Origin of the sequence: Haloferula chungangensis, from assembly GCF_042664875.1 — a bacterium.
GTDB lineage: Bacteria > Verrucomicrobiota > Verrucomicrobiia > Verrucomicrobiales > Akkermansiaceae > Haloferula > Haloferula chungangensis.
Genome location: NZ_JBHTBS010000012.1, coordinates 105,455 through 131,913, shown reverse-complemented (window position 1 = coordinate 131,913; position 26,459 = coordinate 105,455). Strand labels below are relative to the sequence as shown.

The window sequence follows — 26,459 nt, the reverse complement described above, 5'->3', positions numbered from 1 at the left end:
AGGGTGACCCTTGGGTCCGTTCCCGACTTCCGATCGACTCTCGTCTCTCGCGCTGCGCTGTTCGGCGCGGCGGGGGGAAACTACATTTTCACCCCGTTACGTCAATACCTTTCGGGACGTTTTTTGATTAAAAACGAATATTCGTCGTAGCCCATTGAAAATCAGTGACCATTTCGACTCAGAGGTCACGAAATCGCCTCAAATAATACTTAAGATTCCAAAACCAATCGGGTTAAAAACCGATTTTGGCGGGAATCAGGGCTCAAAATCGCTCCTCTGGAGGCCCCTTTCTTCACCACGACTCCCCAAAATCTCCGATCGAGGCGCATTCCCCGCCCGAAACCGGCCGTTCCGCATCATCCTGCGCCAATAATTGGCGTCCGGTGGGGTAGATTACCCCAATCAAGTGCTTCTTCCTGATTAGCAATCTCGCACCGAGAGGCGTCGACGCCGGGCTGCCCTTACCAGGGAGAACCCAAGACAAGCGGTCGCCTGAATCCAAAGCCTGTTAAGCAGGGACCTCGACATGCCTTTTCCGCCTTACGATCGATTCCCTTATCCTTTCGCCGTCCCTCTGACGCAGTCGCCCTACTATAGAAGTCGAAAATAGAAGGAGTCCTGCCACTAAGAATCCCCGTCGGCCGGCCAATTCGGTCGGGTCCCATCTGTCTGACTCAAGGAGAGACGAGGGGGCGAGCACTTCTCACCGGGGCAGATCGTCCACCGCAAACCGCTACATGGACGCTCAATCCGCTTCTGAAGGTGACGAATCCGCAGATCCTCTCACCAGGAACCGGCTCTCAGCTCCAACGAAAACAGCCGTCCCTTCTTGAACCGCGCACGAGAGCTGGGGTTTCCTCTTAAGAAAAAGAGCGTTAGATCGATCTGAGAAGGCCCCACCGGCAGCGGCCTCCGGCCTCCGGCCTCTTACCCCGAGTTCCTCTCTCCGATCCAGATCCCGGCCATGATACGGGCCTATCGTTCCAAGAACCTAACAGATCCCTGGGTATCGAAGGCATCTCGGACGACTCTCGTTAACTCCACGCTTGCCAGGATGTCATTCATCAGTGTTCACATAGACAATTCGCATTTATGCGAGAAAATCTTCCCCTAACCCCGCGCCTGACCCACCCCCCGCCTCATCCTTCCCAAGCGATGCCCCCCTTCTATGCACATTCCAGGACCTCGCCCGACGGCACCCCACTACCCCCTTCCGAGTGGGAATCGCTGTTGACGCCGTTCGGCGAAGTTGATTCATCCGACCCCGAGAAAGCCTGCTCCGGCACTAACGCCGATCCATGCCCCCACTGCGAATCCCTCCACCCCCGCCACGGCCACCTCAACAAAGTCGCCCACCTCGTCGCGAGATTTGCTGGAAACATGTTTCCAAAAGGTGAGATTCGTGACTCCGTCCGCCAATGGGGCTACCTCGCCGGACTTTGGCATGATCTGGGGAAGTTCTCTTGCGAATGGCAATCTTACCTCGCCTCCAAAGCCGACACTCATCAGTCCGAGGCTTCCGGTTCTCCTCAGAAAAAGGAAGATCACACGACCGCAGGAGCGAAACATGCCGTCTCGATCTCGCCCCTCGGGCATCTCATCGCGACGGCTATGGCTGGTCATCATTCCGGACTCCTCGACGCTCGCGCCGAAGGCGCATCCCTCGAAAACCGTCTCCGCAAAACATTCGGAGACGAGATCTCCCACGTCCAAGCACCAACCGAACTCACAGAAACCCAACTGCCCGATCTGCCGGGTTTTCTAACCAATCTCCCCAATAGTAAATCCTCCTACTTCTCACTATCCTTCTTTCAACGCCTCCTCTTCTCCTGCCTCGTCGACGCTGACTTCCTCGCTACCGAGGCCTTCATGAACCCATCACAAGCCAAGGACCGGCCTGTGACCGATAATGAAATCTTCAAAAGGGCACTCGACCTTCTCGAAGAAAAAATCACTGCGTTCGGAACTCCCTCTCAAACCGACAAGGTCGCCCGAGCTCGCGCAACCGTCGTCAGCGATTGCACCAATGCCGCCTCCCATTCGCCGGGAATCTTCACCCTTACCGTTCCCACCGGCGGCGGCAAAACCCTCTCCTCCCTCAACTTCGCTCTCCGCCACGCCCTTGCACATGACAAACGGCGGATCATCTACGTCATCCCCTTCACATCCATCATCGAGCAGAACGCCACCGTTTTCCGCGAACTTCTCTCTCCACTCGTCGAAGACATCATCATCGAGCATCACTCGAATCTCTCGCCCGAAATCGAAAGCAACCAAACCGAGACTTCACGCCTCGCCGCCGAGAACTGGGACGCTCCCATCATCGTCACCACCGCCGTCCAATTCTACGAATCTCTCTACGCCGCAAAAACCTCCCGATCCCGAAAACTCCACAACATCGCCAACTCGGTCGTCGTCCTCGACGAAGCCCAGTGCCTCCCGATCCAATACCTCGATCCCTGCCTGCGCGTGCTCCGCGAACTCTCCACCAACTACCACACCACCACAGTTCTCTGCACCGCCACCCAACCCGCCGTCGCAGTATCTGAAGACTTTCCCATCGGCTTCCCGGACTCCAAAGAGATCATCCAGGACACCGGCAAACTCTTCTCCGATCTCGACCGCGTGAAAGTCACTTATCGCGGTTCGCTAGATGACTCCACCATCGCCGGCGAAATCGCCACGGCTTCCCAAGCCCTTTGCATCGTCAACACCCGCGCACACGCCAGAAAACTCTTCGAACTTCTGCCCGCCGCGCCCGGAGAAAACCACCATCTCTCCACCCTCATGTGCCCCCAGCACCGCCTAAAGGTGCTCGCTACCGTCCGTCAACGCCTCAAGGACAAGCTCCCCGTTCGCCTCATCTCCACCCAGCTCATCGAAGCGGGCGTCGATGTCGATTTCCCGCTCGTCTTCCGCTCCATGGCAGGGCTCGACTCCATCGCCCAAGCTGCCGGACGCTGCAACCGGGAAGGCAAATTGAACCAGGGGCAAGTTCACATCTTCCACTCCGAACACATCGCCTCCGAACGCTACTTCGCGGACACCGCCGCCGTCGGCCACGAATTCCTCGACCTTCACGCGAACGATCCACTCGGCACCGCAGCCGTCCAAGGCTACTTCAACAAATACTACCACCAGCAACGGAACCAATGGGACACCAAAGGCATCCTTGACGACTTTCAATTCGGCGGCTCTCCCGAACTTCCCTTCCTCTTCAACTACCGCACTGCCGCCGACAAATTTCGCCTCATCGAGAACAATCAGATCCCCGTCATCATCCCCTGGAACGACGAGGCAAAGGCCCTCTGCAAAGACCTACGTAACGAATCCATCCCCCTGCACCGCAAACTCCTTCGCGCCCTTCAGCGCTACACGGTTCAAATCTACGAAAACGAGTTCACCAAGAACCACGACCAATTCGAATCCTGCCGCGACGGCCAATTCCACATCCTCACCTGCCCCGAAACCCACTACTCCGACCAGTTCGGACTCAATCTCTCCGATGAAGCTTCAAACACTAGTGTCCTCATCTGCTAGAAAGGCGGCTTCCCTCCGAACTTTATCGGAAGGAAGCCCTCTGCCATGAGCATCTTTACATAATTATTTCAATCCGCGTTCTCCGACGAAGAACGAAATGACAAGACAATCCCCGATACCGCAGCCGCAGCTGAAATACCGGCAGCGAAGAAACATAACACCCATGCTCCCAGTCCCGCACCCGTCAAACTTGACGAAACGGAATCGAAAAACACAAGCGCGACGAAACGCTGGTTAAGCGGAAGGTATCCGAGAATTCCCGTTCGTTCGGTCTTTCTTGAACTGTCGATGCCCACGACTACCCCACCGATCGACACCTTCAAGCATTTTTACTTAATTGAATTGTCTTTTTCCAAATTTCACTCCAACCTCAATCCATGAGCTCTCCAATCATCCTCGAAGTCTCCGGCGACTACGCCCTGTTCTCCCGTCCCGAAATGAAGGTCGAGCGCGTCTCATACGACGTCATCACCCCTTCCGCCGCACGTGGTATTCTCGAAGCCATCTATTGGAAGCCGCAGATTCGGTGGATCATCGACCGCATCACTGTCATCAACCCTATTCGCTTCACCAACATACGCCGCAACGAGATCAGCAAGAAAGCATCCAGTCCAAATGCAGCCCTCGTCAATCAAGGAGGCAACGACAACCTCGGTATCTACGTCGATCAGGAGCGCCAACAACGTGCTTCCCTCCTCCTTCGCGACGTCCGCTACCTCATTCACGCCAGCGTCCACATCCTCGACACCCGCCTAGATCGAGGTGGCGAGAAAGTTCCCGCCAACCAAGCCGCCGGCAAGCACCTCGAAATGTTCAAGCGCCGTGCGCGCAAAGGCCAGGCCTTCCACCAACCCTACTTCGGCTGCAGAGAGTTCCCCGTCGCCTTCAAGCTCCATGAAGACGACAGCGAGGTCCCCAAACCCCACGAATCGCTCCTAGGAGAGAAGGATCTCGGCTTCATGCTCCACGACATTGAGTTCGATCAGAACCCAAAAACCAAGGCCGTCAAATCCACCATCCCCCACTTCTTCCGTGCAGAGATGACAGACGGCGGGATCACCGTCCCCGCCCTTCCCTTCAAAATCTAACTGTGGCGACGGAATTCATCCGTTCAGCCTTTTCCAATTTCCACCATGATTCTCAATTCCCTCAGTGACCTCTATACCCGTCTCGCCGACGATTCGGACTACGAGATCGCGAAACCCGGCTACTCCCCCCAAAACATCTCCTTCCGCGTCGTCCTCAAGCCTGACGGATCCCTGTTCGCCATCCAAGATGCCCGGATCAAGGATGCCAAAGGCAAACTCCGCTCCTCCCGCGAACTTGTCATCGGCGAAGCCAAGCCTCCAGGTGCGGGCATCAATCCAGGCCTCCTGTGGGACAACACCACCTACATGCTCGGCTACAAAAAGGATGACCCTAAACCTGAGCGTACTGAGCAATCCTTCGAAGCGTTTCGTGAGCGACACCTCGCACTGGAAAACGAAATCGCCCACCCGCATTTCTCCTCCGTTTGCCGCTTCCTCGAGAACTGGTCACCTGAAAAAGCCGCCGAATACGTCGACGCCCATCCTGAAATTGACGAACTGACCACCGGCTTCGGCTTGTTCTCCATTCAGGGCGAATCCAAACCCGTCAACGAACAGCGGGAAATCCTCGACTGGTGGGACATGCGGGAGCCCGCATCCGATTCCACTCTTGGCCAATGCCTGATCACCGGAGCCAGCGGGAAACCCATCGCCCGACTCCATCCCAAAATCAAATCTGTTGCCGGAGCGCAATCCGCAGGAGCCTCCCTCGTCTCTTTCAATGCCCCGGCCTACGAATCCTACGGAAAAGACCAATCCTTCAACGCACCCGTCTCCGAGAAAGCCGCATTCCAATACGGCACCGCTCTCAATGCACTTCTAAGCGGCAAGCAATCTGCCAAACACCGGATCCGCATTGGAGACACCACCTGTGTTTTCTGGACCGACAAGAAATCCATCGTTGAGGATACCTTCGGCATCTTCGCTACCGAAGGGTCCAACGCCGCCACCCAAGCTCAGGATCCAGACCTACGTTCAAAAATCGAACTCTTCCTCAAGCAGCTCCGCTCAGGTTCCCAACCCGATGATGACCTCGATGTAAATCCCAGCGAGACCCAGTTTTTTCTACTCGGTCTCGCTCCCAACGCGGCACGTCTGTCGGTGCGCTTCTTCCACCGCTCTACCGTCAAGGAACTCATTGAGAACCTTCGAGCCCACCATCGCGACATTGCCATCGTTCGCGAGTGGGAAGAAACCAAAGGCAAGCGCCTCCCCGACCCTGAGTTCCCCGCTTACTGGCAGCTCCTCGCCCAGACAGCCCGCGTCAGCGACGAGATTTCGCCTCTCCTCGGCGGATCTCTCATGCGTGCCATCCTGCAAAACACCGCTTACCCGGAGGCTCTCTACTCCGCCGTCATCCGGCGTATCCGGGCCGACCGCGAAGTTAACTACCTCCGAGCCGCCATCATCAAAGGCATTCTCACCCGCAATCACAATCAAACCATCGCCACCATGCTAGACACCGAAAACACCGACCCTGCCTACCTGCTAGGCCGACTCTTCGCAGCCCTCGAGAAAACCCAGACCGACGCCCTTGGCGAACTCAATTCGGGCCTTCGCGACAAATTCTATTCAAGTGCCTCCGCCACCCCCGCCAGCGTCTATCCGCGGATCCTTCGCACCTATCAGCATCATCTAGCCAAGCTCACCGGAGGTCACAAAATCAACCGGGAACGTCTCGTCCAAGAGATCCTCGACGGCATTCCGGCCACCGGCTTTCCGTCCAACTTCAACCTCAAATCCCAGGGTATCTTTGCCCTCGGCTACTACCACCAACGCAAAGACTTTTTCACCAAGAAAGACACCTCTGACTCAAACGCCTCCTGAATTTCCACAATTTAAAACACCAACACTCTAACAAACCATGAACAACCGATACGACTTCCTCTACCTCTTCGACTGCAAAGACGCCAACCCCAACGGTGATCCCGACGCTGGCAACCTCCCCCGACTTGACGCCGAAACCGGCCAAGGCCTCGCCACCGATGTCATGCTCAAGCGCAAGATCCGCAACTTCATCGAGCAAACCACCGACCAGAACATCTACTTCAAGGAATTCGCCGTCCACAACCACCAGCACGAGGAAGCCTACAAGGCCCTCGACCTCGGCGACCCGAAGAAGGCGAAACGCGCCGAGATCAACAAGGCTCGCGAGTGGATGTGCCAGAACTTCTACGATGTCCGCACCTTCGGAGCCGTCATGTCCACCAAGGTCAACTGCGGCCAGGTCCGCGGCCCGGTCCAACTCTCCTTCGCTCGCTCCATCGACCCCATCGTCTCCTCCGAGCATGCTATCACCCGCACATCTGTCACCGATGAAAAGGACATCGAAAAGGAGCGCACCATGGGCCGCAAATTCACCGTCCCCTACGGCCTCTACAAAGCGCAGGGATTTGTGAACCCCTTCCTCGCTGAGCAGACTGGATTTTCCGATGATGACCTCAAACTTTTCTTCACCGCCCTTGAGAGGGCCTTCCAGTTCGACCAGTCCGCTGCCCGCCCCGCAGGCAGCATGAATCCCCGTGCCCTCGTCGTTTTCAAGCACCCCAATCAACTTGGCGAAGCTCCGAGCGCAAAGTTGCTCGAAGGCGTCACCGTGACGCGTAAGGAAGGCGTCGAAGTCCCACGCGATTTCTCAGACTACGAAGTCACCATCCCCGACGAACTCCGCCAATACTGCGAAGACAAAGGCATCGAGATCATCGAACGCATCTAAACTGGGGCCGACACTCACGATTACCTCGACGAAGCCCTGCCTGGATTTTCCCGGGTACGGGTTCTCGTCAAGGAGTCCGGCGACTCAATCGCACCGCTCGGCTTCGCCGGCAGCAAGTTCGACTTCTACTGCTTAGCCCACGGCATTCTCACCGCCCACCCAAACAGCCTCCCCGCCGAGAACCTCACCAACCTTGGCCGCAGTCTCGGCAGCTTCCTCATTCCCCTCGGACGCAGCAACTTCGAGCACCGGTTCGCGCTCACCGAAGCCCTCTCCGCATTCATGAACTCATTACTCCGGCCACAGTACCTTTACCTGAGGAAGCCGCTCGAAATACCGGTCGCTTGTCGGTACCGTCAGGTCATGCTGCACGGCAAGACTGCCGAACCAGATGTCATTCTCCGGAATTATCCGGCGCGCCGCCCCAAGATAGTCCTTCAGCACCGCATTACGCCTGCTCGTCCCTTCATCGACTGGCGACACCCGGACCACGGGTTCGTTGATGAAGAAGCGGAGACGATCAATCGAGAGGATTCACTTCAGAGCATGCTCTCATGGCTTCGTCAAAGCCCTCGTCAAACAACTCCGCTGAATCTCCGGAGAATTCTCCCAGACCGTTGCTGCGCTATGTCCCGTTCACACCCAGACCAGTTCGGAGCGCTTCCACCAGCACCGTATTCATCGACACGCCACGCTCGGCAGCTTTGGCCTTTGCCTTCGCGACCCACTCATCCTCAACCTGTCTGGTCGTGACCTGAGTCATGCATGCATTTTCCCACGAAAACGCATGCAGTCAAACTGAAGCCCATGTTCCCCGAAGACCAGCTCATCCCGATCTCTGCGCTCCAGCACTGGCTGTATTGTCCGCGTCAGTGCGCTTTGATCCACGTCGAGCAGGCTTGGTCGGAGAACCAATTTACCGCCGAAGGCCGGGTGATGCACGAGCGTGCCCACGACGGCCCCGACGAATCCCGCCCGGGCATCCGCATCACTCGCGGGATGCCGGTGCGTTCGCTCGAAATCGGCCTTACCGGGCAATGCGATGTGGTCGAGTTCCTTGCCGGAGGGAAGGTGACGCCAGTAGAATACAAACGCGGTCGACCGAAGGCGCATCGTGCCGACGAGGTCCAACTCTGCGCCCAAGCCCTGTGCCTGGAGGAAATGCTTCAGGTCGAGGTCCCCAGTGGCAGTCTCTACTACGGCAAGAACCGTAGGAGAAAGGAAATCCCCTTCGACCCGATGCTGCGGGAACTCGTTTTCGAGACCACCAAGTTAATTCGTGAGTGCTTCAACAAAGGTTTCACCCCCAGCGCCGAGTATCTCGCCCGGCGCTGTGACGCCTGCTCCTTGATCGACATTTGCCAACCGAAATCACTGCGCCTGAAACGTGGAGCCGCTGCTTGGTTCACCGCCCAGCTCCAATCTCAAATTACCAACCTCTAACAAAAAACCTCATGACCTACGAACGCTTCGAAGATCTACCCGTCTGGCAAGCAGCCATCCAGCTCGTAGAAGGCTGCGAAGATTTCCTCATCGCCGCAAAGGACAAGATCACCTTCTCGAAACGCGATCAACTCGACCGCTGTTCGCTCTCCGTATCTAACAACATTGCCGAAGGGTTCGAACGAGACACCACCAACGAGCTTCTGGCCTTTCTCTACATCGCCCGCGGCTCGGCAGGGGAGGTCCGCTCGATGCTCTGCTACTTTGAGCGCCGCCCTGCGCTGAGAGATTTCAAATCGCAGATCTCAAATTTGAAACCCCTCGCTGAGTCCTGCTCTCGCCAACTCCGAGCTTGGGCCGACTCGCTTCAAAACTCCGACATCAAAGGCCAACGCCACCTCAATCAACAATCGAAAGAGAATTGGGACAAAGCCCAAGCTTCCAAGCAGGGTGCTGAAGCCTTCGCGGATCTCGAAAGAGAGATGATCTCCAAGCTCCCGCCAAACCACCCCGCCCGCCTCGAGTGGCACCGTCGCAACGGCCCGCTCTGAGCATTTCAGATTTCAAATTTAAGATCTCAGATCCCCGAGCTCCGTATCTCAAATCTCGAATCTCGAATCTCAAGCCCCCATGAAACGCCACCTGAATACCTTATATGTCACCCTTGAAGGCGCTTACCTGCGCAAGGATGGAGCCGCAGTCGAGATCCGGCACGAGGGCGAAACCAAACTCCGTGTCCCGCTTCACAATCTCGATGGCATCGCTTGCTTTGGCTGGGATACGTCTGCCTCAGCCTCGCTGATGGCGGCCTGCGCGGAAAGTAACACCAGCCTGAGTTTCCACACTCCGCATGGCAAGTTTCTCGCCGCCGCCAACGGCTTCACCTCCGGCAACATCCTTCTCCGACGCGAGCAGTACCGGAGGGCCGACCACGAACCCGCCGCTCTATCCATCGCGGCGAATATGGTCGCCGCCAAAATCGCTAATTCCCGCAATATCCTGATGCGCGCCGTCCGCGACCACGGCGAAAGAGACTCGGAAGTCGCCACCCGGCTTCATGAGGCCGCTGATTTCCTCAAGCTCCGCATCCAGCTCGCCACCCTCGCCACCAGCCTGGATTCGCTGCGCGGGATCGAGGGCGACGCCGCAGCTAATTACTTCGCCGCCTTTCCCTGCCTGATCACCCGCGGCGACGAGGACTTCACCCTCAAGGGCCGCTCCCGACGCCCTCCGCTCGATCCGCTCAATGCCTTGCTATCCTATCTCTACAGCCTTCTGATGCACGACTGCCGCAGCGCGCTGGAGAGCTGTGGTCTCGATGCCCAATGTGGCTTTCTCCACCGCGACCGGCCCGGTCGGCCATCGCTCGCTCTCGATTTGATGGAGGAATTCCGCGCCTTTCTCGCCGACCGCACCGCCCTCTCCCTCATCAACCGCCGCCAGCTCGGCCCCAAGGACTTCGACTTCAAGGAAAACGGTGCTGTTTTTCTCAAAGACGACTCCCGCAAGACTGTGCTCACCGCCTGGCAGGAACGGAAGCAGGCCGAGATCCGCCACCCCTTTCTCGATGAAACCACCACCATCGGTCTCCTCCCTCATCTCCAAGCCCGCTTGCTAGCCCGCCACCTTCGCGGCGACCACGACAGCTATCCCGCCTTTCTCATCAAGTAGCCATGTATGTTCTCGTCACCTACGATGTCTCAACGACCACGCCCGCCGGAAAGAGACGTCTTCGGCACGTGGCCAAAGCCTGTGAAGACTATGGTCAACGAGTTCAGAACTCGGTCTTCGAATGCAAGGTCGATCCCGCTCAACTCGTTGCTTTCAAAAGCCGACTGCTCGATATCATCGAAAAGGAAACGGACAGCCTGCGATTCTACAATCTCGGTGCGAATTGGCATCGCCGGGTCGAGCACCACGGTGCGAACGACGGTTACGATATCGACGGGCCCCTCATCGTCTGATAGACGCCCGTTAATGGCTGTAGAAGAATCGCTCCGCGAACCCCAAGCGCTCATAGCATTGCTAGAAGGTCCGCGGAAGCCGGAAGCCCTACAGTCACCGCTCTTTGACAACCACTAAGGATAACAGGACTCCGCCCGACCGTTTAAGATAACGGGGTTCGCGGAATCGTCTTTGCTTGGCTTTGGCTATCAACATGTTTTAGCTTCCGCCATCGCCCCCTTCACGGGGGGCGCGGATTGAAACTCGATCCGCTCGCGGCGCTGTCGCCACTCGCGGATCGCCCCCTTCACGGGGGGCGCGGATTGAAACGCCAGGAACTCGTCATCTGCCGGGGTCGGGGTCATCGCCCCCTTCACGGGGGGCGCGGATTGAAACCCCGAGTTGGAAGGGATCGATGATGCTGACTTCGATCGCCCCCTTCACGGGGGGCGCGGATTGAAACCCGCATCCCTTGCTCATCCGCTCGATATCGGCCCATCGCCCCCTTCACGGGGGGCGCGGATTGAAACGACATGTTCAAAGGCAAGAATTTCGAGAGTGAAGATCGCCCCCTTCACGGGGGGCGCGGATTGAAACTTTGGCCAGGATGCTGAGGCGGGCCTTTTGGGCGATCGCCCCCTTCACGGGGGGCGCGGATTGAAACCAACCACGTCCGATTTGGGTGTCGGGCAGATGATCGCCCCCTTCACGGGGGGCGCGGATTGAAACGAGTTCTTCGAATACGAGATCGCGCCCGAACTAATCGCCCCCTTCACGGGGGGCGCGGATTGAAACTCGACCTCGCGGCCGTATTCCTCGATCTGGACATATCGCCCCCTTCACGGGGGGCGCGGATTGAAACAGCGTGACCTGGTCCCCTGGACGGAATGCGTCAGATCGCCCCCTTCACGGGGGGCGCGGATTGAAACAGCTCGGCGATGACCTCGCGCAGGCGACCGCCGAATCGCCCCCTTCACGGGGGGCGCGGATTGAAACATCTCGAACTCGCGGGTGCCAGGATTGAGGATCATCGCCCCCTTCACGGGGGGCGCGGATTGAAACGATGATCGAGGTTGAGGATGCGGTGACCTGGTGATCGCCCCCTTCACGGGGGGCGCGGATTGAAACGATGTCCTCCATGATGAGTTATCCTTTTTTTTGGATCGCCCCCTTCACGGGGGGCGCGGATTGAAACATTTGCGGTTACCACCTCAGCATTGGATCGGCGCATCGCCCCCTTCACGGGGGGCGCGGATTGAAACCGTATTGCGTGGCCCCATTAAGCTCCATCGCCAAATCGCCCCCTTCACGGGGGGCGCGGATTGAAACGACTCAGCGGGAGCACGCGAGGCATTTTCCGCCGAATCGCCCCCTTCACGGGGGGCGCGGATTGAAACCCTCCCAGAGTTTGCCAAAGAACGAAGGGAGACGATCGCCCCCTTCACGGGGGGCGCGGATTGAAACTCCGTTTTACCAACGCATCCGCCATCGCCGCCAATCGCCCCCTTCACGGGGGGCGCGGATTGAAACGCGTGGCATCATCTCGGCCTCGACCTCTACGACTATCGCCCCCTTCACGGGGGGCGCGGATTGAAACGCGACTCACGCCATCGAAAGCGGAGTTGATATCATCGCCCCCTTCACGGGGGGCGCGGATTGAAACGTTTCGGCTGCGTCCCAGCGGGCCTCCCAGCGAAATCGCCCCCTTCACGGGGGGCGCGGATTGAAACGTGCTGCTCATGCGCTCGCGTGATCGCACGGACATCGCCCCCTTCACGGGGGGCGCGGATTGAAACTCGTCGCTTCGGCTTGTTCGGTTTCTGGGGTGATCGCCCCCTTCACGGGGGGCGCGGATTGAAACATGCGGGCAAACCTCAGCTTGCCCAGCTTCTCCGATCGCCCCCTTCACGGGGGGCGCGGATTGAAACATCGACTCTATCAACTATGACCTCACGAACGACGATCGCCCCCTTCACGGGGGGCGCGGATTGAAACATTGGCTCGCTCGGCTGGTATGGCATACAGAGAATCGCCCCCTTCACGGGGGGCGCGGATTGAAACCGATGAACGTCAAGGATGCGAAGTCGGGCCGCTAATCGCCCCCTTCACGGGGGGCGCGGATTGAAACTTTGTGGTCGTGGTGGTGCTACCCTCGCTGCGCATCGCCCCCTTCACGGGGGGCGCGGATTGAAACGAGGAGTGAAGGAGCCACGCCCGCGGCACCAGAAATCGCCCCCTTCACGGGGGGCGCGGATTGAAACTCCGCGCAGCGGGGCTAGCAGTGGGAGCGGAGGATCGCCCCCTTCACGGGGGGCGCGGATTGAAACCGAGACATCACGGAGAAGGCGACGCCGAAGGGTGATCGCCCCCTTCACGGGGGGCGCGGATTGAAACGTCACGCGTAGGTCGGTGACCTGGGAGTCATCCCATCGCCCCCTTCACGGGGGGCGCGGATTGAAACGTCTTGGGACATGTTAGAGGTAGCGGCGAGAGAATCGCCCCCTTCACGGGGGGCGCGGATTGAAACATCGCTAGCAAGTCGCGAGTCGTCCCGATGGCCGATCGCCCCCTTCACGGGGGGCGCGGATTGAAACCGCCCGCTGGTTTACTCGCTGCTGGAGGAATTTAATCGCCCCCTTCACGGGGGGCGCGGATTGAAACACGCGCCTGAGGCTCTAGCTCGTGCCCTCGGTCAATCGCCCCCTTCACGGGGGGCGCGGATTGAAACATAAATGGGTGTGGGAGTTATGCCGGGACATGCATCGCCCCCTTCACGGGGGGCGCGGATTGAAACTGTAATTTGCCCCGCGCCCCGCGCCGTCAGTGTATCGCCCCCTTCACGGGGGGCGCGGATTGAAACCCCGATCATTGCACCTTCGGGGAGTTCGTAGATCATCGCCCCCTTCACGGGGGGCGCGGATTGAAACCCCATCGCGTGCCATCCTTGGCGGAATGATCGGCATCGCCCCCTTCACGGGGGGCGCGGATTGAAACTGTAATTTGCCCCGCGCCCCGCGCCGTCAGTGTATCGCCCCCTTCACGGGGGGCGCGGATTGAAACTACTCTCAGGGATTCGACGGCACGGACGGCGAGAATCGCCCCCTTCACGGGGGGCGCGGATTGAAACAAAAATGAGGGGTGCGGGGAGGCGACCCGACATAATCGCCCCCTTCACGGGGGGCGCGGATTGAAACACGAGTTGGCGCTCGAGGTAGGTGGCTCCGTCGCTGATCGCCCCCTTCACGGGGGGCGCGGATTGAAACTGGCTGAGATGGTCGAAGTATCCTTGAGGCCCGATCGCCCCCTTCACGGGGGCGCAGGTTGGATCAGTGGCTGCAGAAGGCTCCCAGCCCTGAGCGACCCCAATCAAACCGAACCCCTCCTCTCTTGCACCTGGGGAGCGATTAGTGCATGGCGGCGGCATGCTTCGTTACAAACCACTGAGCCTCTCCTCCCTTCTCTTCCTTACTGCCCAGGTCCAGGCAGACGAACCCCAAGGCTGGGAACTGACGGGGGCTGCCGGACTTTCCTACTCGGACGGAAACTCCGATTCCGCGGCCTATTCGGTGCAGGTGCTCGCTTCCTACCTCGATGAAATGAACGAGGCCTACATCGGTGCCGACTGGTATTACGCGGAAAACGACGGCGTTCAGAGCACCGACAGCTTCAAGCTCTACAGCCAATACAACCGCGACTTCAGCGAGAAGTGGTACAGCGGTGGCAATGCCTCTTTCTACAAGGATGATGTGGCGGCAATCGATTACCGGGTGGATACGGGCATCCTGCTCGGCTATCATCTCATCGAGAGCGAGCGCACAACCCTTGATTTCGAAGCGGGTCCTGGCTATGCATGGGAAGACAGCGGCGGGATTACCAGCGACTTCGTCACGCTGCGCTTTGCCCAGCGCTTCGAATACGAATTCACCGACACGACCCGCTTGTGGCAGTCGCTCGTCTACACCCCCCGTGTCGACCAGTTTTCCGACTACGTGCTCGATTTCGAAATTGGGTTCGAAACTCGCCTCACCGATCAATGGGCTCTGCGCACGTCCCTGCGTCACCGTCTTGATGGCTCGCCGGCCCTGGGTCGCGGCGATGATGATACCACTCTGATGGTCGGTCTGGCCTATGATTTTTCCGGGCTATCCGAGCCTGAATCCGACACCAGCGATCGACGCAGCCTGATGCCTGACGACGAGGATGAAGAGGAGGACAAAAAGGGATGGAGCGCTACCGCGGCTCTAGGATTCACGCTCAACAAGGGGAATTCGGATTCCATGGCACTGCAGCTTGCCTGGAATCAGGCTTATCTCAGTGACGAGAATGAATTCTTCTTTGATCTCGCCCAGACGTTTTCGGAGGACAATGGCGCGACCAGCACCGACCGCACCAGCTCGCGTCTTCAATACAACCGGATCATGAGTGAGCGCTTCTATCTTGGTGGCAGCCTCACCTACACGCGCGATGCTCCGGCCGAGATCGACTACCGATTGACGCCTGCTTTCCTGGCGGGCTACAAGCTGATCAAAGAGGAGGACACCACTCTGGCCTTTGAAGGCGGTCCGTCATACACCTTTGAAAAAGTGGGGCGTATTACCGATGACTTCACCTCCGTCACGGCCGCCGAACGCTTCGATCACGACTTCAATTCGCGGGTGAGCTTCAAGCAATCGATCGTCTATATCTCGGAAATCTCCGACTTCGACAATTTCCACCTCGTGGTGAGTGCGGCGCTCGACACAAAACTTTCCGGGCAACTGATCTGGCGTCTCGGTGCGGATTACACTTACGAGAATCAACCTGCGGCCCTGCGCGATCACCACGACACGAGCATCGTCAGCTCGCTGGCGATGAAGTTCTGACCAGTTCCCGGCAGACTTGTTAGATTTTCCCTGAGCGGAGCAAGGGGTGCCCTTTCTTCGCTTCGGTGATGTGGGGTGGCCGGAGGTAGGCGGGCTGGGGAGGAAGGGTGGCGAGCTCCCTCTTCACCTCATCCGGCATGACTCGCCACGCTTCGGCCAAATGCACCGCGGTGGGCCAGCATTTCTGAACGGCCAGCTCTGCCGGCAAGCCCAATGATTGCGTTTCCTCAAAGGAGAACACCGGAGCGGATCCGGCGATTTTTCCGGCCAGCTCTGCCGTCGCCAGCATCTCGGGCTGGGGCACTTCGCCAGGCCTGACATCCGCCCACCAGGCGCTGCCGCGACGCGCATCACCGATGGCTACTCCCGAAGAAATTCCCGTGGCCAGAAGGGAGCTGAGGCCGACGGCTGGACAGCCATGGACCATCGCGACCCCTTGTCCTGCGGCGATTCCGACGCGGGTGCCGCTGTAGCTTCCGGGACCGGTTCCGATGACCACGGCTTCAAGCGCAGCTCCGTCAAGTGCCGCAATGGCCTGCTGGAGCGGCTCAAAGAGCATCGAGTTGTGATTGCGGTCGCTTTCGAAACCGCTCTCGAAAATGACGGTGCTGTCACGCAGCAATGCTAGCGAGGCACGCGGCGTGCTGGATTCGATGGCAAGGATCAGCGGCACGCCCGTGGCTGTACCCTTAAAGCGGGAATCCGGCAAGGTTGCTACGATTCCCCCTTGCGCCAATTCCGAGGAATCGCTTTCTTCCCTGCGGTCCCTCCCGATACTTTTCCCCAAGATTTCCCGTCATGACTGAATACTCCAAAGGCCTCGAAGGCGTCATCGCCAATGAATCCGCTCTATCCAACGTCGAAGGTAAAGAAGGACGCCTGAGCTACCTCGGTTATCACATCGATGATCTGGTCGAAAACTGCTGCTACGAGGAAATCATCTACCTTCTCCACCGCGGCAAGCTTCCGAATCAGGCCGAGCTGGATGAAGCTCAGGCTCGCTTGCGTGCGGAGCGTTCGTTGCCGGAGGGCGTGACGGAGTTTCTCCGCACCGCGCCGAAAGACGCCAATCCGATGGATGTGACCCGCACTGCGGTCTCGATGCTCGGTCTTTATGACAAACGGGCTGCCGTGGGTGAACCTGATCTTGAAAAAGACTCGGCGATCGCGCTGTCAATCGTCGCCAAGATCCCCGTGATCGTCGCCTCTTTCCACCGCTTCCGTCAGGGGCTTGAGCTGCCACCGATCCGTGAGGACCTGAATGAGGCGGCTCATTTCCTCTACCTGATGAGCGGCGAGGTTCCGACTGATCGCGCCATCCGCACACTCGACGTCGCGCTCACCCTGCATGCCGACCACGGCATGAATGCTTCCACATTCTCCGCACGCGTCACCATCGCGACGCTCTCCGACATGTACTCGGCGATCACCTCGGCGATTGGCACGCTGAAGGGCCCTCTCCACGGAGGTGCCAATGAGGGAGTGATCCACATGCTACAGGAAATTGGTGATCTTGATAAGGTCGACGAGTATCTCGAAGGGAAGATCGCCCGCAAAGAGAAGATCATGGGACTCGGCCATCGCGTCTACAAAGTGCTCGACCCGCGTGCGCCTCACCTTCGGAAGTTCGCCGTGCAGCTCACCGAGGAGCTTGGCGAAGCGAAGTGGATCAAGATGTCCGAGCGGATCGCCGAAACGATGCACCAGCGCAAAGGCCTCAATGCCAACGTCGATTTCTACTCGGCCACCGTTTACTACTCCCTGGGAATTCCAACGGACCTGTTCACCCCGATCTTCGCGATCGCCCGGGCATCCGGCTGGACCGCTCAGGTGCTTGAGCAGCTGCGCGACAGCCGCCTTTACCGTCCGATGACGCTTTACACCGGCCCGACCGAGCTGATGCCCGTCCCGCCGATCGATCAGCGCTGAGTTCAAAGAACGGGCTGTGAGTGATTTTGATGCGGCTGCCTTCCTGTGCGACTTCCGCGCCGAGGCGGAGCAGCGAGGATTCACGACGGAGGAACTCGCGCAGACCGCCGCAGGGCCGATACTTGCCTTTACCAGCCGCTCGGAGGGTGAGCCGGTCTACCTTTCCGCCGGCATGCACGGCGATGAACCCGCCGGCCCCCTTGCCGCGCTGGAGCTTCTCCGTTCCGGGTTCTTCGAAAGGGACCTGGCTTGGACGATCTGTCCGGCGCTCAATCCCACCGGTCTCGCTGCCAATACCCGCGAGAATGCAGGGGGAATCGATCTGAACCGCGATTATCTGCGCCGCGAAACCCTCGAGATACGTGCTCACGCCGAGTGGTTCGAAAACCGCCCCTGTCCCCAAGGTTTTTTCTCACTTCACGAAGATTGGGAGAGTAGCGGCTTCTATTTTTACGAAATCAATCTTGGAGATGATCACCCTGAACGCGCCGCAGCCATCATCGATGCCGTTCGGCCATGGTTCCGCCCCGAGCCCGAGGCACTGATCGACGATCACGAGACCCGCGCTCCCGGCTGGATCTACCATCATGCGGACGCTGATTTTCCCGATCTGTGGCCCGAGGCGATCTTTCTCGCGAAGCGTGGTTGCCCCCTGTCCTTCACCTTCGAGACGCCGAGTAGCGCCGACCTTGCGTCCCGCATCGCCGCCCACATGGCCGCGGTGAAGGGAGCCGTGGCACACCGCAGGGCGAGCTGAGGACCCCATCGTCTCGACTTGAGGAGGCTCACCTCCGTCTCTCCTCGCGAGCTTCCCCACCCCCTCCACGGTCCCGATTGGCGCGCCGTGCAGGCACAAAAAATCCCGGTCGCCAATGACAACGACCGGGAGGATAGAAAGAAAGCTGATGGGGTAATCAGTTCACAGCAACCGCAGACGAACCCGTCTCACCGGTACGAATGCGAATGGCTTCTTCAACAGGTGAGATGAACACCTTACCGTCGCCGATCTTGCCGGTATTGGCGCTCTTGACGATGGCTTCCGCTACGGTGCCGGCTTGCTCGTCATCGACAATGATTTCGATTTTTACCTTAGGGAGGAAGTCCACCGTGTACTCGGAACCCCGATAAATTTCAGTGTGGCCCTTTTGGCGGCCGAAGCCTTTAACTTCTGTGACAGTCATGCCCTGGATGCCTACTTCGGCGAGGGATTCCTTCACTTCCTCAAGCTTGAACGGTTTGATGATCGCTTCGATTTTTTTCATGGTTCGGCGGTATGGTCGAGAGTAGTTTCAGCATGGCCCGTGCCAACTGAGATTGGGAAATTTTTAAAACTGTGTAAAAGCTAGTTTCCTCGCCTTCCCTTGGCGAGAGGAAATCCGGGCAGCAGGCGATTCTTCCCTCAATTCCTCGGACGAATTGCAGATCATTGCGACGGATTCGGTGCCGGCAAATCCCCGCGCATGATGGCAGGAATTTCAGGGGGCAAATGTTGTTAGACAGTCTCATATCCAGCGATATTCCGCAGTAGTTCTCGGTCACGGGAGAATCCTCACACGGTCTCCCAGCTGGGTCATCGCAAACAGCCTGGAAGCATTTCCCGGCGGCACGCGGATGCAGCCATGGGACGCGGGTTGATCCAGCACCTCACCTTCATGGAATCCAAAATCCCGGCAACTCAGACGCTGAAAAAAGGGCATGTGGCTGCGGTAAATCGTCGAGGTCCAGGAGCGATGACGATTAGTGATGGCATACTCGCCCAAGGGCGTTTGGAAACCGTCTTTACCCGTCGAAATGCGGGTAGAGAACACCACTTCTCCAGCAGCGGAGAACAGCCGGAGACGCTGCTCGGACAGGCTGATCTCGACCCTGCGCTCCTCGACATGGGGATCCTTCCCAAGCAGCAAACGCATCATTCTGATATCGTCGTGGTCGGCCGCAAGATTGATCGGCCAGATCGATGCGCGACGGGTCCAAACATTGATCTTGGCACCATGATCCAGCAGCGCGGCCACCATCTCCAAAGAACCGCTATCCGCCGCCAGCATCAGCGGAGTGATCCGGCTGTCCTTTCGCAATAGCCAGTTCATCGTCCTCCCCCGAACCAACTTGAGAAAATCAGCAGACACCGGCGTTTCGATTTCCGCATTGGGATTGGCGCCGCGCTCTAACAGACAACGCACCACCTCACGCCGCCCCAACGCAATCGCCACCACTAGCGGAGTCTGCTGCCCAATGGACGGGACGGTCGGACTTGCACCTGCGTCGAGGAGACGACAGGCCAGGCGTTCATTTCCCCACCAAAGGGCATGGCTGAATGGCGTATTAAGAAAGGGTGCGCGGCTTGGATTCGGATTGGCTCCATGGGCCAGCAAAAGGGACGCGATGTGGGTCTTCCCCACGCCACTGAACTCATAAAGCATGCCTTCCGGAACTTCCCGATACGCTAGAAACAGATGAAGCGCCCCAATTTCATCATCCTTCGCAGCCTGACGGATCAGACAGTCTGATGCGCTTGGAGAAGGGTCCGCGCCCAGCCTGAGAAGCCTTTCGCACTCCGATCGATCACGCCGCGCGTACGCGTCCTTCAGCTCTTTCGCCAGGCGAGCCTCAGATGGGCTGAGCACTCGCTTATGCGGCGCAGGATCCTCGCAAACCTGCCAGTTCAAGCCGGCAGCGCTCGATGTTCCTGTGGAGCCCTCACGGATTGACGCGACGCCTTGAGTAGCGAGTGCCTCGGACGTCAGACAGGAGGGCGTGGCGACGGAAAACCTGGTCAGAGCGATCCAAAACGCCAGACAAGTTCGCCATCGACAGCCATCGCTCCATTTCAAGGAGATCGGATTACCATCAGGAATCCGGAACCTCAAGCCCCCGGCTCATTTTTACTCACTGGGACGCAGCAAATAGCCCGCCACCCAGCCTTCCACGCCGGATTCGTTTCGGCACCAGTGCCAGCCGTCAATCTGCTCGAGTGACTCGAGGGTATCGCCTCGCTTCACCGTCAGAACGCTCGGGTCAAAGTCCTCCATCGAGGCGAAGCGTCCCTCTCCCGTGGGTTCGAGGATCTTTTCCGGCACATAACCATGGCGCCCTCTCGAATCCTCTGCCCAGACCCAACCCGGCCAAGCCCGGTCCACCGGGCCCACGGTCACTTCACTCCCTGCACTCAGATTCATCGGATTGCTGTCCTTTTCCTCGTAGTCGGCATTTGCGGTAAACTTCGGCATGAGGAAATCATGCACCCAAGCCCGCCGGCGATCCAAGCCACATCTCATCGCCTCCATGGTCCTTCTTCCAATCATCCTCCGACCCGATGGCATGTCGGCCGTCTCAGTGAAATACCTCATCACTTGAGGCCTTCATGAGCCGCCCTTATTTCGAAATTCCGCTCCCATGGATTCCGTTCATCTCGCGGAAAATTCCAGGTCTGAAGCGGAAGATATGCGGAAACTTCTACTTCAAATCCAATCCGTGGATCACGCATTGGCATCCCGCTTGCTTCTCATTCAGGTGCGGATGGTTTTCATGATGGGCCTTAGGTTTCTTGGGTTTACCCTTTGGTCCTCATGACGAACCACGGTCGGAGAGGGATTTATGGGTTTTTTCCCTCTTCGGCCGTGGTGATCCGCCCTCCTTGCCAAGCTCTCGGCAACTTCCGTGCTCACCGCCGCCTTCCGGCTGAAGGCGAGCTCGTGAAAACCAAGACAACTTTCCGGGTCTGACGGATCGATAGCAGCAAACAAAAACGGACGGCCTGGCAGAGCCAAACCGTCCGTTGAAATGCTCGTGTGGGAAGCCTAACTCACTTCTTCTTGCCGTCCTTCTTGGGAGCAGGCTTTTTGGCGTCTTCCTTCTTCGCGTCCTCAGCCGGCGCTGCTTTGGGCTTCGCTGGGGCGTCGGGCAGGTACTTGAGCAAGGCCTTGGCTTCCGCTGAAAGCGGCTTGCCGCCACCCAAGGTCATCTCAAACAGAGCCGCCAGCGAGGCCGCCTCGCCCAAACGCTGTGAGCCCAGGGAATTCGGCTCCTCATCCGGGGTCCCGTAGAGTCGGATCGCCTGCTGCACTGCCGGATCCGTTCCGTAAAGACGCAGCGCATTCTCCGCCGCCTTCTGAGTGAGAATTTCCGAAGTTCCGGTGTCGGCCGTCATCGCGATGTTGTAGGCATTGATCGCAGGGATCACCTTCTGCTGACCTTCCAGGGCAAGGCCCAGACAGTAACCAACCTGGGCTCGCTGATAGCCAGGCATCTTGGTGTCCAACTTCTCAATGCACAGCAGCTCAAGCCGGGCCCAGTCCTTGGTTCTGGCAGCATCCCAAAGCGTGTAGAGGTCCAACTGTGCCAACTGATTTTCACGAGTCAGGCTATTCCGGTCGTCGGGCACGAAGAGTTCCTGAACCTTGGCAAGCTCATCGAGCTTCCCGAGCTTTCTCAGGCACTCCATCTCGTAAAACGCGGCCAGCGCGGAATGGTTGTCGGGCAGCGTCCTGAGCTTGATGTAGCTTTCACGAACCGCCGCAAACTTGCTACGAGCTTCCTCGTACTTGCGGGCCTGATAGAGCTCCATCGCTTCGGTGTACTCCGCAGGCTCCATCAGCCAGATCGAGCGCGGCTTGCTCACCAGCATGGTGCTTTGATCGACACCATTGATGGTCGTGTAATAGAGGAACTTCGCCTTGTTTGCATCGGCGATCCAAACCTTCTCGAATTTTTCATCTTCGAAGATCAGGAGTGCTTCCTGCTGGAAACGCTGGGCCAGTGCGGCCGAAGACGCACAGACAGCTGCGACAAGAGTGGTAAGAAAAATGGTTTTCATAACGGTTCTGAGTTTTGGCTTCAGCGTTTTCCGGCTTCTTCAGCGAGTTCCTCCTTTGATTTCACGCTCGGGTCAGCGACGTACTCATTGACGAGTTCTTCCAGGTCCTTCCACTGATCGACTTCTTCCTGAGTCGCCTTATCGAGGATTCCGCGAGTCAGATCGATGAAGGTGCGGCCCGCGTTGTAGGCTCCTTGACGGTCGGCCACCTTGTCCCCGGTCTGATTGCGCTGCCAGAGAAGCTCCATGTAGCGCTTCAGGGCGGGAACGGAGACTCGGAGCGCCCCCTTGTAGGTGTTCCAAACCGCGACGTAGGCAGCAAGTGCGTCGTTCACCATGCCCATCTGATCGTAGGCTTGAGCGAGCAGCATCGAGACTTCCATCTTGCGGGAGGCAAAGCCCTTTTCGCGATCGAGATAGAGTCGGGCGTTCTCCTTGGCAGCTTCATGTTCGCCCATCGCCATCTGGGTGACGATCATCTGATAGAGGGCGCGGTCCTTGTCTTCCTTGTCCTGGGCATCGGCGAGGACCCGCTTGAAGTCCTCAATGGCTTTGGCCTGATCCGCTTTCGATCCCTGGGCAAGCACCGCCGCGCGTCCGAAGAGCGCCGGGAAGCTATAAGACTTGTCGTCGCGATTGAGAACCTCGTCGTAATAGGCGATCGCCTCTCTCGGGCTGTTGGTATCACGGATGAAGTCACCCACACGGACGAGGATGAAGTTCGAAAGGTCCTTCACATCGAACTCGTTCTTGAGATCCCGGAAGAGCACGGTGATCCCGGCTTCGGCCTTGATCTTCTTCTGCTCGTCATCGCCTGCTTCCTTGATCTGGTCTTCAAAGACGCCGATGACCGCGATTCGCAAGAGCGCGCGGGCCGCCTTGTTGGCAGGTTTGATCTTCGGGAAATTGTAGTAGTGATTCTTCAGCTCTTCCGGCGTGTGGCTTTCCAGATAGACCTCGGTGTAGGAACCGATGGCTTCTTCCAAACCGGCCGCTCCCGGACGAGTCGCCATCTCGGCGATCACATCACGCAGACGGTTGAGGGCTTCTTCACCCCGTCCGGCAGCACCCAGTGCGTAAACCTGAGCCACGGCGACCTGGGCCTTGTAAGGTGATGAGTCACCATACTTTTCCCAGAACTTGTCCGAGTAGGGAATGGCTTCATCCATGCGGTTGGGATCATCCTTCTTCTTCGGTTTCTCACCGAGCATCGCGATCAGGTAATAGAGGGCCTCACCGGCAACGATGTCGTTTTCACGACGCTCGGCGAGGGCCAGGGACTTGATGTAGTACTCCTCGGCGGCCTGCTTTTCACCCTGACTCTGAAGAACGTTGCCCTTCAGGTTGAGCGCCATGTCCATGATCTCCGCATCTGGAAATTCGCTCTCCAGACGGTTGAGCTTGGCGAGCGCCGCATCGGGCTCATCCAGCGCGTAGTGACAATTGGCGCGATCGTAGAGCGCGAAGGGCAGGTAGATGTTCTTCCCGGCATCAGGATGCTTCGTGAGGAACGCGTCGAGAAGCTTGGCCGACTTGTTCCAGAACTGGAGGCGCGAGTAGTTCGATGCCTGAAAATAGAGTGAGGCAACTTCGAAGGAACTCTCCGGATACTGCTCGACGTGTTGATCGAGGAGCGGCTGAGCTTCCTTGTAGTCGCCCGTGTAGTAATAGCTACCACCCAGCACGTGCAGGCAGATGTCGTGCTCCTTGCTTGGAGCGCTGCCTTCCAGTTTGGGAAGCATGATTTTGGCGATCTCGATGCATTTCACATACTCGCCACCGTAGAAGAGCGAGGTCAGCATCATCCTCCGAACCGCAGGAACGTGTTCGGAATCGGGGAAAGTTCTCAGGAAGAGCGAACCGTATTTCTCGGTCGAAAGGATCTCGCCGATCATCGAAGCGGTCCGAGTGAGGTTGTAGAGGTGTTTTTCACGCTTGCTGCTCTTCGAGTAAAGCAACTCAAGCTGTTCGTAAGCGGCGAAGGCACCCCGGACGTTGCCGTGCTTTTCGTGAAGGAAGGCCGTGGCGCTCAGCTGGATGACTTCGTGAGGATCGCCGGAGCTGATCTTCTTTTCCAAAACGGCAATCGAGTCCTTGAGGTCCTGGCCCCGGATGACGCGCGCACCATCCTTAATCCCAATCCGGCCACCAAGACGGGCGAGCCGTGACTCGGCATCTTCAAGCATCACCTGCGTCGGTGGAATCAACTGATAGAGAGCAAAGGCACTGCGCTCCATGTCGGCATTGTAAGCCTTGCCCGCGAGACCAAGGAACAGCGGCGAATATGGCTGCATGTCGTATGGCTCGATCACGATATCCGCACGGTTCTGATCGATGAAGGTAAGCAGCGCCTTTTCGTCACGCTTTTCGATGACCGCATCAACCAAGGATTGGAAAGCGGCCACAATGCCTGCTTCAGGCGTCGCGAACTGAACCTTGTTCTTCAGGGCTGTCTCGAAGTGCTGGACGCCCTCGGGGATGTTCTCCAGTTTGAAATTGCAGATCGACATCCAGATGTAGAACGCACCGCGCTGATAGCTGTCGGCCTCTTTCGTCTTGTCGCGTTCTTCGAGGAACTTCTTATACATGCGGATCGCGAGCGCCCAATCCTCGGCGCCCTGAGCTGCCTGCCCCCAGTAGAGAAGCGCCTTCTTGTTATAGACGTTTCCGCCGCCCTCTTTGTTTTTGTTGGTGTACTTCTTGTAGCACACCTCAAAGGACTTCATGGCATCGTCGTACATCTTCAGCTTCAGCTCACAGTAGCCCTTGCGGTACCAGGTGACACCGAACTGGGGCCCATACAGCTGGAGCGCCACCGACTCGAACCGGTCGGTGCACTTCTGAAGCAGCTTGTGGGCTTCCGCCCAGTTGCCGACCTTCATTTCGTTGGTGGCCTGGGCATTCAAGGACTGCGGGGTGTCCTCAAGCTGCGCTTTGGCGGGTGCCGCCACAAAGGTGGCCGCAAGCACTGCGCCGAGGAGAGGTGATAGGATTCGCCGGAAAGGATTCATGGCTGTGGTCTTAGTTGATTGGTCTGGGATTTAATAGAAGAGCGCCGACTCGCATACTCCGCAAGGGAGGAACGAAGTGGCGCTCAAAAGTCTTGGGGATGATTGGCCCCAATGGGCCGAAAAAGCCTTCGGATCGCTACTCATCCATCAAATCGGTGAAAGTCACTTTCGTGATTTCAACACCGGCTAATGCATTGAGAACGTCGATAACCCGCTGCTGGGTCGCGCCACCGTCGGCATAGATTTGAACCAGCGGCACGCTGTTGGTTGAATCCGCGGCTTCCTTGTAAGCCCGCAATTCAGCCGTCAGCATGGGCAGCTCATGCACATCCACATCGGAATCCATCGGGAGCTGGGAAGCACCCGTTCCGCTGAAAATGGCTCCATTCGAGTCGATCTTAATCAAACGCGGCTCGATTTCTGGCGGCGTCTCACTTGGTGCCGCTGCCGGCAATGTCATTTGCACGTCCTGCTCGCGCGGCTGGATCGTCGTCGTAACAAGGAAGTAAATGAGCAACAGGAAAGTCGCGTCAATCAGTGAGGAGATATCGAGCTTTGGCTCATCCTCAATCGGTTTTTCTGAACGTCGGTGGCGTGCCATGGAATCTTAAAGGTTGAAGGGGTCGCTCACTTTTCGAAGTTGTAGGTGGCGAAGACGACCTTATCCACGCCCGCCTTGGCGGAGAGACGCAGCACCTTGCGGCAATGCTTGAAGACCGCACGCTTGTCACCACGCAGGTGAAGCTTGGGCTCGTAGCCCTGCTGGACAATGACATCCTTCTCCTTGGTCACGAGATCGATCACGTCGTCATCAGTGAGTTCCTCACCGGCTTCGCTGTAAAGCTCACCTTCCTGACGAATGTTGATGACGATTCGGCCATTGCCATCCTCGGCCTTCATCGAGTTCTTGGCCACGGGTGGTTCGACCTCGGGGTCCATTTTGACGATGATCATCGTCGCATTGACCAGGAAGAAGATCAGCAGCAGGAAGACCATGTCGATCATGGGCGACATGTCGATCGCCAGATCTTCGCCTTCGTCGGCTTTGGCTGCGCGGAGTTTGGAAGAGGATGCCATGGAGTGGAGTCTGCGTTTGAAAAGGAAGCGATGAGA

20 protein-coding genes and 1 CRISPR repeat array are annotated in these 26,459 nt (G+C 58.1%); of the genes, 11 read left to right on the top strand and 9 right to left on the bottom strand.

Translation table 11 applies throughout. From position 1 onward, the window contains the following. Nucleotides 1-1,155 precede the first annotated feature (1,155 nt). The 4 genes from ACFQY0_RS18215 (at nucleotide 1,156) to cas7c (ending at nucleotide 7,344) form a co-directional block, all read left to right on the top strand. A complete protein-coding gene (locus ACFQY0_RS18215) occupies nucleotides 1,156-3,540 on the top strand; it encodes a CRISPR-associated endonuclease Cas3'' (RefSeq protein WP_379715360.1) in 2,385 nt (794 codons plus the stop codon). A gap of 377 nt (nucleotides 3,541-3,917) precedes the next feature. Then, complete coding sequence (gene cas5c, locus ACFQY0_RS18210) at nucleotides 3,918-4,628, top strand: type I-C CRISPR-associated protein Cas5c (protein ID WP_379715357.1); 711 nt, start codon at nucleotides 3,918-3,920, stop codon at nucleotides 4,626-4,628. A gap of 45 nt (nucleotides 4,629-4,673) precedes the next feature. Next, on the top strand, nucleotides 4,674-6,455 hold the full coding sequence (cas8c, locus tag ACFQY0_RS18205) for a type I-C CRISPR-associated protein Cas8c/Csd1 (RefSeq protein ID WP_379715353.1): 1,782 nt from the start codon (nucleotides 4,674-4,676) through the stop codon (nucleotides 6,453-6,455). A 37-nt stretch (nucleotides 6,456-6,492) separates the two neighbouring features. Next, a complete protein-coding gene (cas7c, locus tag ACFQY0_RS18200; RefSeq protein WP_379715350.1) occupies nucleotides 6,493-7,344 on the top strand; it encodes a type I-C CRISPR-associated protein Cas7/Csd2 in 852 nt (283 codons plus the stop codon). Between the two features lie 625 nt (nucleotides 7,345-7,969). Here the strand turns inward: cas7c and ACFQY0_RS18195 are convergent. Continuing rightward, the gene (locus ACFQY0_RS18195; RefSeq protein WP_379715347.1) at nucleotides 7,970-8,107 is read right to left on the bottom strand and encodes a hypothetical protein; all 138 of its coding nucleotides are present in this window, start codon (nucleotides 8,105-8,107) and stop codon (nucleotides 7,970-7,972) included. A 44-nt stretch (nucleotides 8,108-8,151) separates the two neighbouring features. Here ACFQY0_RS18195 and cas4 point away from each other — a divergent pair, with 44 nt between their 5' ends. The 5 genes from cas4 to ACFQY0_RS18170 all read left to right on the top strand — a co-directional run bounded on the left by cas4 (nucleotide 8,152) and on the right by ACFQY0_RS18170 (nucleotide 15,593). Then, nucleotides 8,152-8,787 carry a CRISPR-associated protein Cas4 gene (gene cas4 / locus ACFQY0_RS18190; protein WP_379715344.1) on the top strand — a complete coding sequence of 212 codons (636 nt, stop codon included), beginning with the start codon at nucleotides 8,152-8,154 and terminating at the stop codon, nucleotides 8,785-8,787. Between the two features lie 11 nt (nucleotides 8,788-8,798). Then, nucleotides 8,799-9,338: a four helix bundle protein gene (locus ACFQY0_RS18185; RefSeq protein WP_379715341.1), complete on the top strand. Its 540-nt coding sequence runs from the start codon at nucleotides 8,799-8,801 to the stop codon at nucleotides 9,336-9,338. 79 nt (nucleotides 9,339-9,417) lie between these two features. Continuing rightward, on the top strand, nucleotides 9,418-10,458 hold the full coding sequence (gene cas1c / locus ACFQY0_RS18180; protein WP_379715338.1) for a type I-C CRISPR-associated endonuclease Cas1c: 1,041 nt from the start codon (nucleotides 9,418-9,420) through the stop codon (nucleotides 10,456-10,458). Nucleotides 10,459-10,460: 2 nt separating this feature from the next. Further along, nucleotides 10,461-10,751, top strand: a complete 291-nt coding sequence (cas2, locus tag ACFQY0_RS18175) for a CRISPR-associated endonuclease Cas2 (RefSeq protein ID WP_379715335.1) — start codon at nucleotides 10,461-10,463, stop codon at nucleotides 10,749-10,751. A gap of 211 nt (nucleotides 10,752-10,962) precedes the next feature. Further along, a CRISPR array of direct repeats spans nucleotides 10,963-13,994; the repeat unit is 33 nt; unit sequence ATCGCCCCCTTCACGGGGGGCGCGGATTGAAAC. A 159-nt stretch (nucleotides 13,995-14,153) separates the two neighbouring features. Then, nucleotides 14,154-15,593 (top strand): DUF481 domain-containing protein, encoded by a 1,440-nt coding sequence (locus ACFQY0_RS18170; RefSeq protein ID WP_379715332.1) that lies wholly within the window; start codon nucleotides 14,154-14,156, stop codon nucleotides 15,591-15,593. Between the two features lie 19 nt (nucleotides 15,594-15,612). On the opposite strand, the gene tsaB is transcribed toward ACFQY0_RS18170, so the two are convergent. Next, complete coding sequence (gene tsaB, locus ACFQY0_RS18165; RefSeq protein WP_379715329.1) at nucleotides 15,613-16,266, bottom strand: tRNA (adenosine(37)-N6)-threonylcarbamoyltransferase complex dimerization subunit type 1 TsaB; 654 nt, start codon at nucleotides 16,264-16,266, stop codon at nucleotides 15,613-15,615. A gap of 125 nt (nucleotides 16,267-16,391) precedes the next feature. On the opposite strand from tsaB, the gene ACFQY0_RS18160 reads away from it, so the two are divergent. Beyond that, nucleotides 16,392-17,522, top strand: a complete 1,131-nt coding sequence (locus ACFQY0_RS18160) for a citrate/2-methylcitrate synthase (protein ID WP_379715326.1) — start codon at nucleotides 16,392-16,394, stop codon at nucleotides 17,520-17,522. A gap of 16 nt (nucleotides 17,523-17,538) precedes the next feature. Beyond that, nucleotides 17,539-18,279, top strand: a complete 741-nt coding sequence (locus ACFQY0_RS18155; protein ID WP_379715323.1) for a M14 family metallopeptidase — start codon at nucleotides 17,539-17,541, stop codon at nucleotides 18,277-18,279. Between the two features lie 157 nt (nucleotides 18,280-18,436). Here the strand turns inward: ACFQY0_RS18155 and ACFQY0_RS18150 are convergent, their stop codons facing one another. The 7 genes from ACFQY0_RS18150 to ACFQY0_RS18120 all read right to left on the bottom strand — a co-directional run bounded on the left by ACFQY0_RS18150 (nucleotide 18,437) and on the right by ACFQY0_RS18120 (nucleotide 26,423). After that, on the bottom strand, nucleotides 18,437-18,784 hold the full coding sequence (locus ACFQY0_RS18150) for a P-II family nitrogen regulator (RefSeq protein WP_379715320.1): 348 nt from the start codon (nucleotides 18,782-18,784) through the stop codon (nucleotides 18,437-18,439). 273 nt (nucleotides 18,785-19,057) lie between these two features. Next, nucleotides 19,058-20,146: a L,D-transpeptidase family protein gene (locus ACFQY0_RS18145; RefSeq protein ID WP_379715317.1), complete on the bottom strand. Its 1,089-nt coding sequence runs from the start codon at nucleotides 20,144-20,146 to the stop codon at nucleotides 19,058-19,060. 258 nt (nucleotides 20,147-20,404) lie between these two features. Further along, on the bottom strand, nucleotides 20,405-20,749 hold the full coding sequence (locus ACFQY0_RS18140) for an SH3 domain-containing protein (protein ID WP_379715314.1): 345 nt from the start codon (nucleotides 20,747-20,749) through the stop codon (nucleotides 20,405-20,407). A 575-nt stretch (nucleotides 20,750-21,324) separates the two neighbouring features. After that, a complete protein-coding gene (locus ACFQY0_RS18135) occupies nucleotides 21,325-22,335 on the bottom strand; it encodes a Mul1B family putative transporter subunit (protein ID WP_379715311.1) in 1,011 nt (336 codons plus the stop codon). Between the two features lie 20 nt (nucleotides 22,336-22,355). Further along, nucleotides 22,356-25,346 carry a tetratricopeptide repeat protein gene (locus ACFQY0_RS18130; RefSeq protein ID WP_379715308.1) on the bottom strand — a complete coding sequence of 997 codons (2,991 nt, stop codon included), beginning with the start codon at nucleotides 25,344-25,346 and terminating at the stop codon, nucleotides 22,356-22,358. Nucleotides 25,347-25,482: 136 nt separating this feature from the next. Continuing rightward, a complete protein-coding gene (locus ACFQY0_RS18125) occupies nucleotides 25,483-25,947 on the bottom strand; it encodes an ExbD/TolR family protein (RefSeq protein WP_379715305.1) in 465 nt (154 codons plus the stop codon). 26 nt (nucleotides 25,948-25,973) lie between these two features. Continuing rightward, a complete protein-coding gene (locus ACFQY0_RS18120) occupies nucleotides 25,974-26,423 on the bottom strand; it encodes an ExbD/TolR family protein (protein WP_379715302.1) in 450 nt (149 codons plus the stop codon). Nucleotides 26,424-26,459 lie beyond the last annotated feature (36 nt).

What these genes read in the sequence shown, in the direction of transcription:
- ACFQY0_RS18170 (WP_379715332.1), top strand. Translation starts at nt 14,154, where the DNA reads ATGCTTCGTTACAAACCACTGAGCCTCTCCTCCCTTCTCTTCCTTACT.
- ACFQY0_RS18135 (WP_379715311.1), bottom strand. Translation starts at nt 22,335, where the DNA reads ATGAAAACCATTTTTCTTACCACTCTTGTCGCAGCTGTCTGTGCGTCT.
- cas7c (WP_379715350.1), top strand. Translation starts at nt 6,493, where the DNA reads ATGAACAACCGATACGACTTCCTCTACCTCTTCGACTGCAAAGACGCC.
- cas5c (WP_379715357.1), top strand. Translation starts at nt 3,918, where the DNA reads ATGAGCTCTCCAATCATCCTCGAAGTCTCCGGCGACTACGCCCTGTTC.
- ACFQY0_RS18120 (WP_379715302.1), bottom strand. Translation starts at nt 26,423, where the DNA reads ATGGCATCCTCTTCCAAACTCCGCGCAGCCAAAGCCGACGAAGGCGAA.
- cas8c (WP_379715353.1), top strand. Translation starts at nt 4,674, where the DNA reads ATGATTCTCAATTCCCTCAGTGACCTCTATACCCGTCTCGCCGACGAT.
- ACFQY0_RS18140 (WP_379715314.1), bottom strand. Translation starts at nt 20,749, where the DNA reads ATGCCGAAGTTTACCGCAAATGCCGACTACGAGGAAAAGGACAGCAAT.
- cas4 (WP_379715344.1), top strand. Translation starts at nt 8,152, where the DNA reads ATGTTCCCCGAAGACCAGCTCATCCCGATCTCTGCGCTCCAGCACTGG.
- ACFQY0_RS18150 (WP_379715320.1), bottom strand. Translation starts at nt 18,784, where the DNA reads ATGAAAAAAATCGAAGCGATCATCAAACCGTTCAAGCTTGAGGAAGTG.
- ACFQY0_RS18160 (WP_379715326.1), top strand. Translation starts at nt 16,392, where the DNA reads ATGACTGAATACTCCAAAGGCCTCGAAGGCGTCATCGCCAATGAATCC.
- ACFQY0_RS18215 (WP_379715360.1), top strand. Translation starts at nt 1,156, where the DNA reads ATGCCCCCCTTCTATGCACATTCCAGGACCTCGCCCGACGGCACCCCA.
- ACFQY0_RS18195 (WP_379715347.1), bottom strand. Translation starts at nt 8,107, where the DNA reads ATGACTCAGGTCACGACCAGACAGGTTGAGGATGAGTGGGTCGCGAAG.
- ACFQY0_RS18130 (WP_379715308.1), bottom strand. Translation starts at nt 25,346, where the DNA reads ATGAATCCTTTCCGGCGAATCCTATCACCTCTCCTCGGCGCAGTGCTT.
- cas1c (WP_379715338.1), top strand. Translation starts at nt 9,418, where the DNA reads ATGAAACGCCACCTGAATACCTTATATGTCACCCTTGAAGGCGCTTAC.
- cas2 (WP_379715335.1), top strand. Translation starts at nt 10,461, where the DNA reads ATGTATGTTCTCGTCACCTACGATGTCTCAACGACCACGCCCGCCGGA.
- ACFQY0_RS18125 (WP_379715305.1), bottom strand. Translation starts at nt 25,947, where the DNA reads ATGGCACGCCACCGACGTTCAGAAAAACCGATTGAGGATGAGCCAAAG.
- ACFQY0_RS18185 (WP_379715341.1), top strand. Translation starts at nt 8,799, where the DNA reads ATGACCTACGAACGCTTCGAAGATCTACCCGTCTGGCAAGCAGCCATC.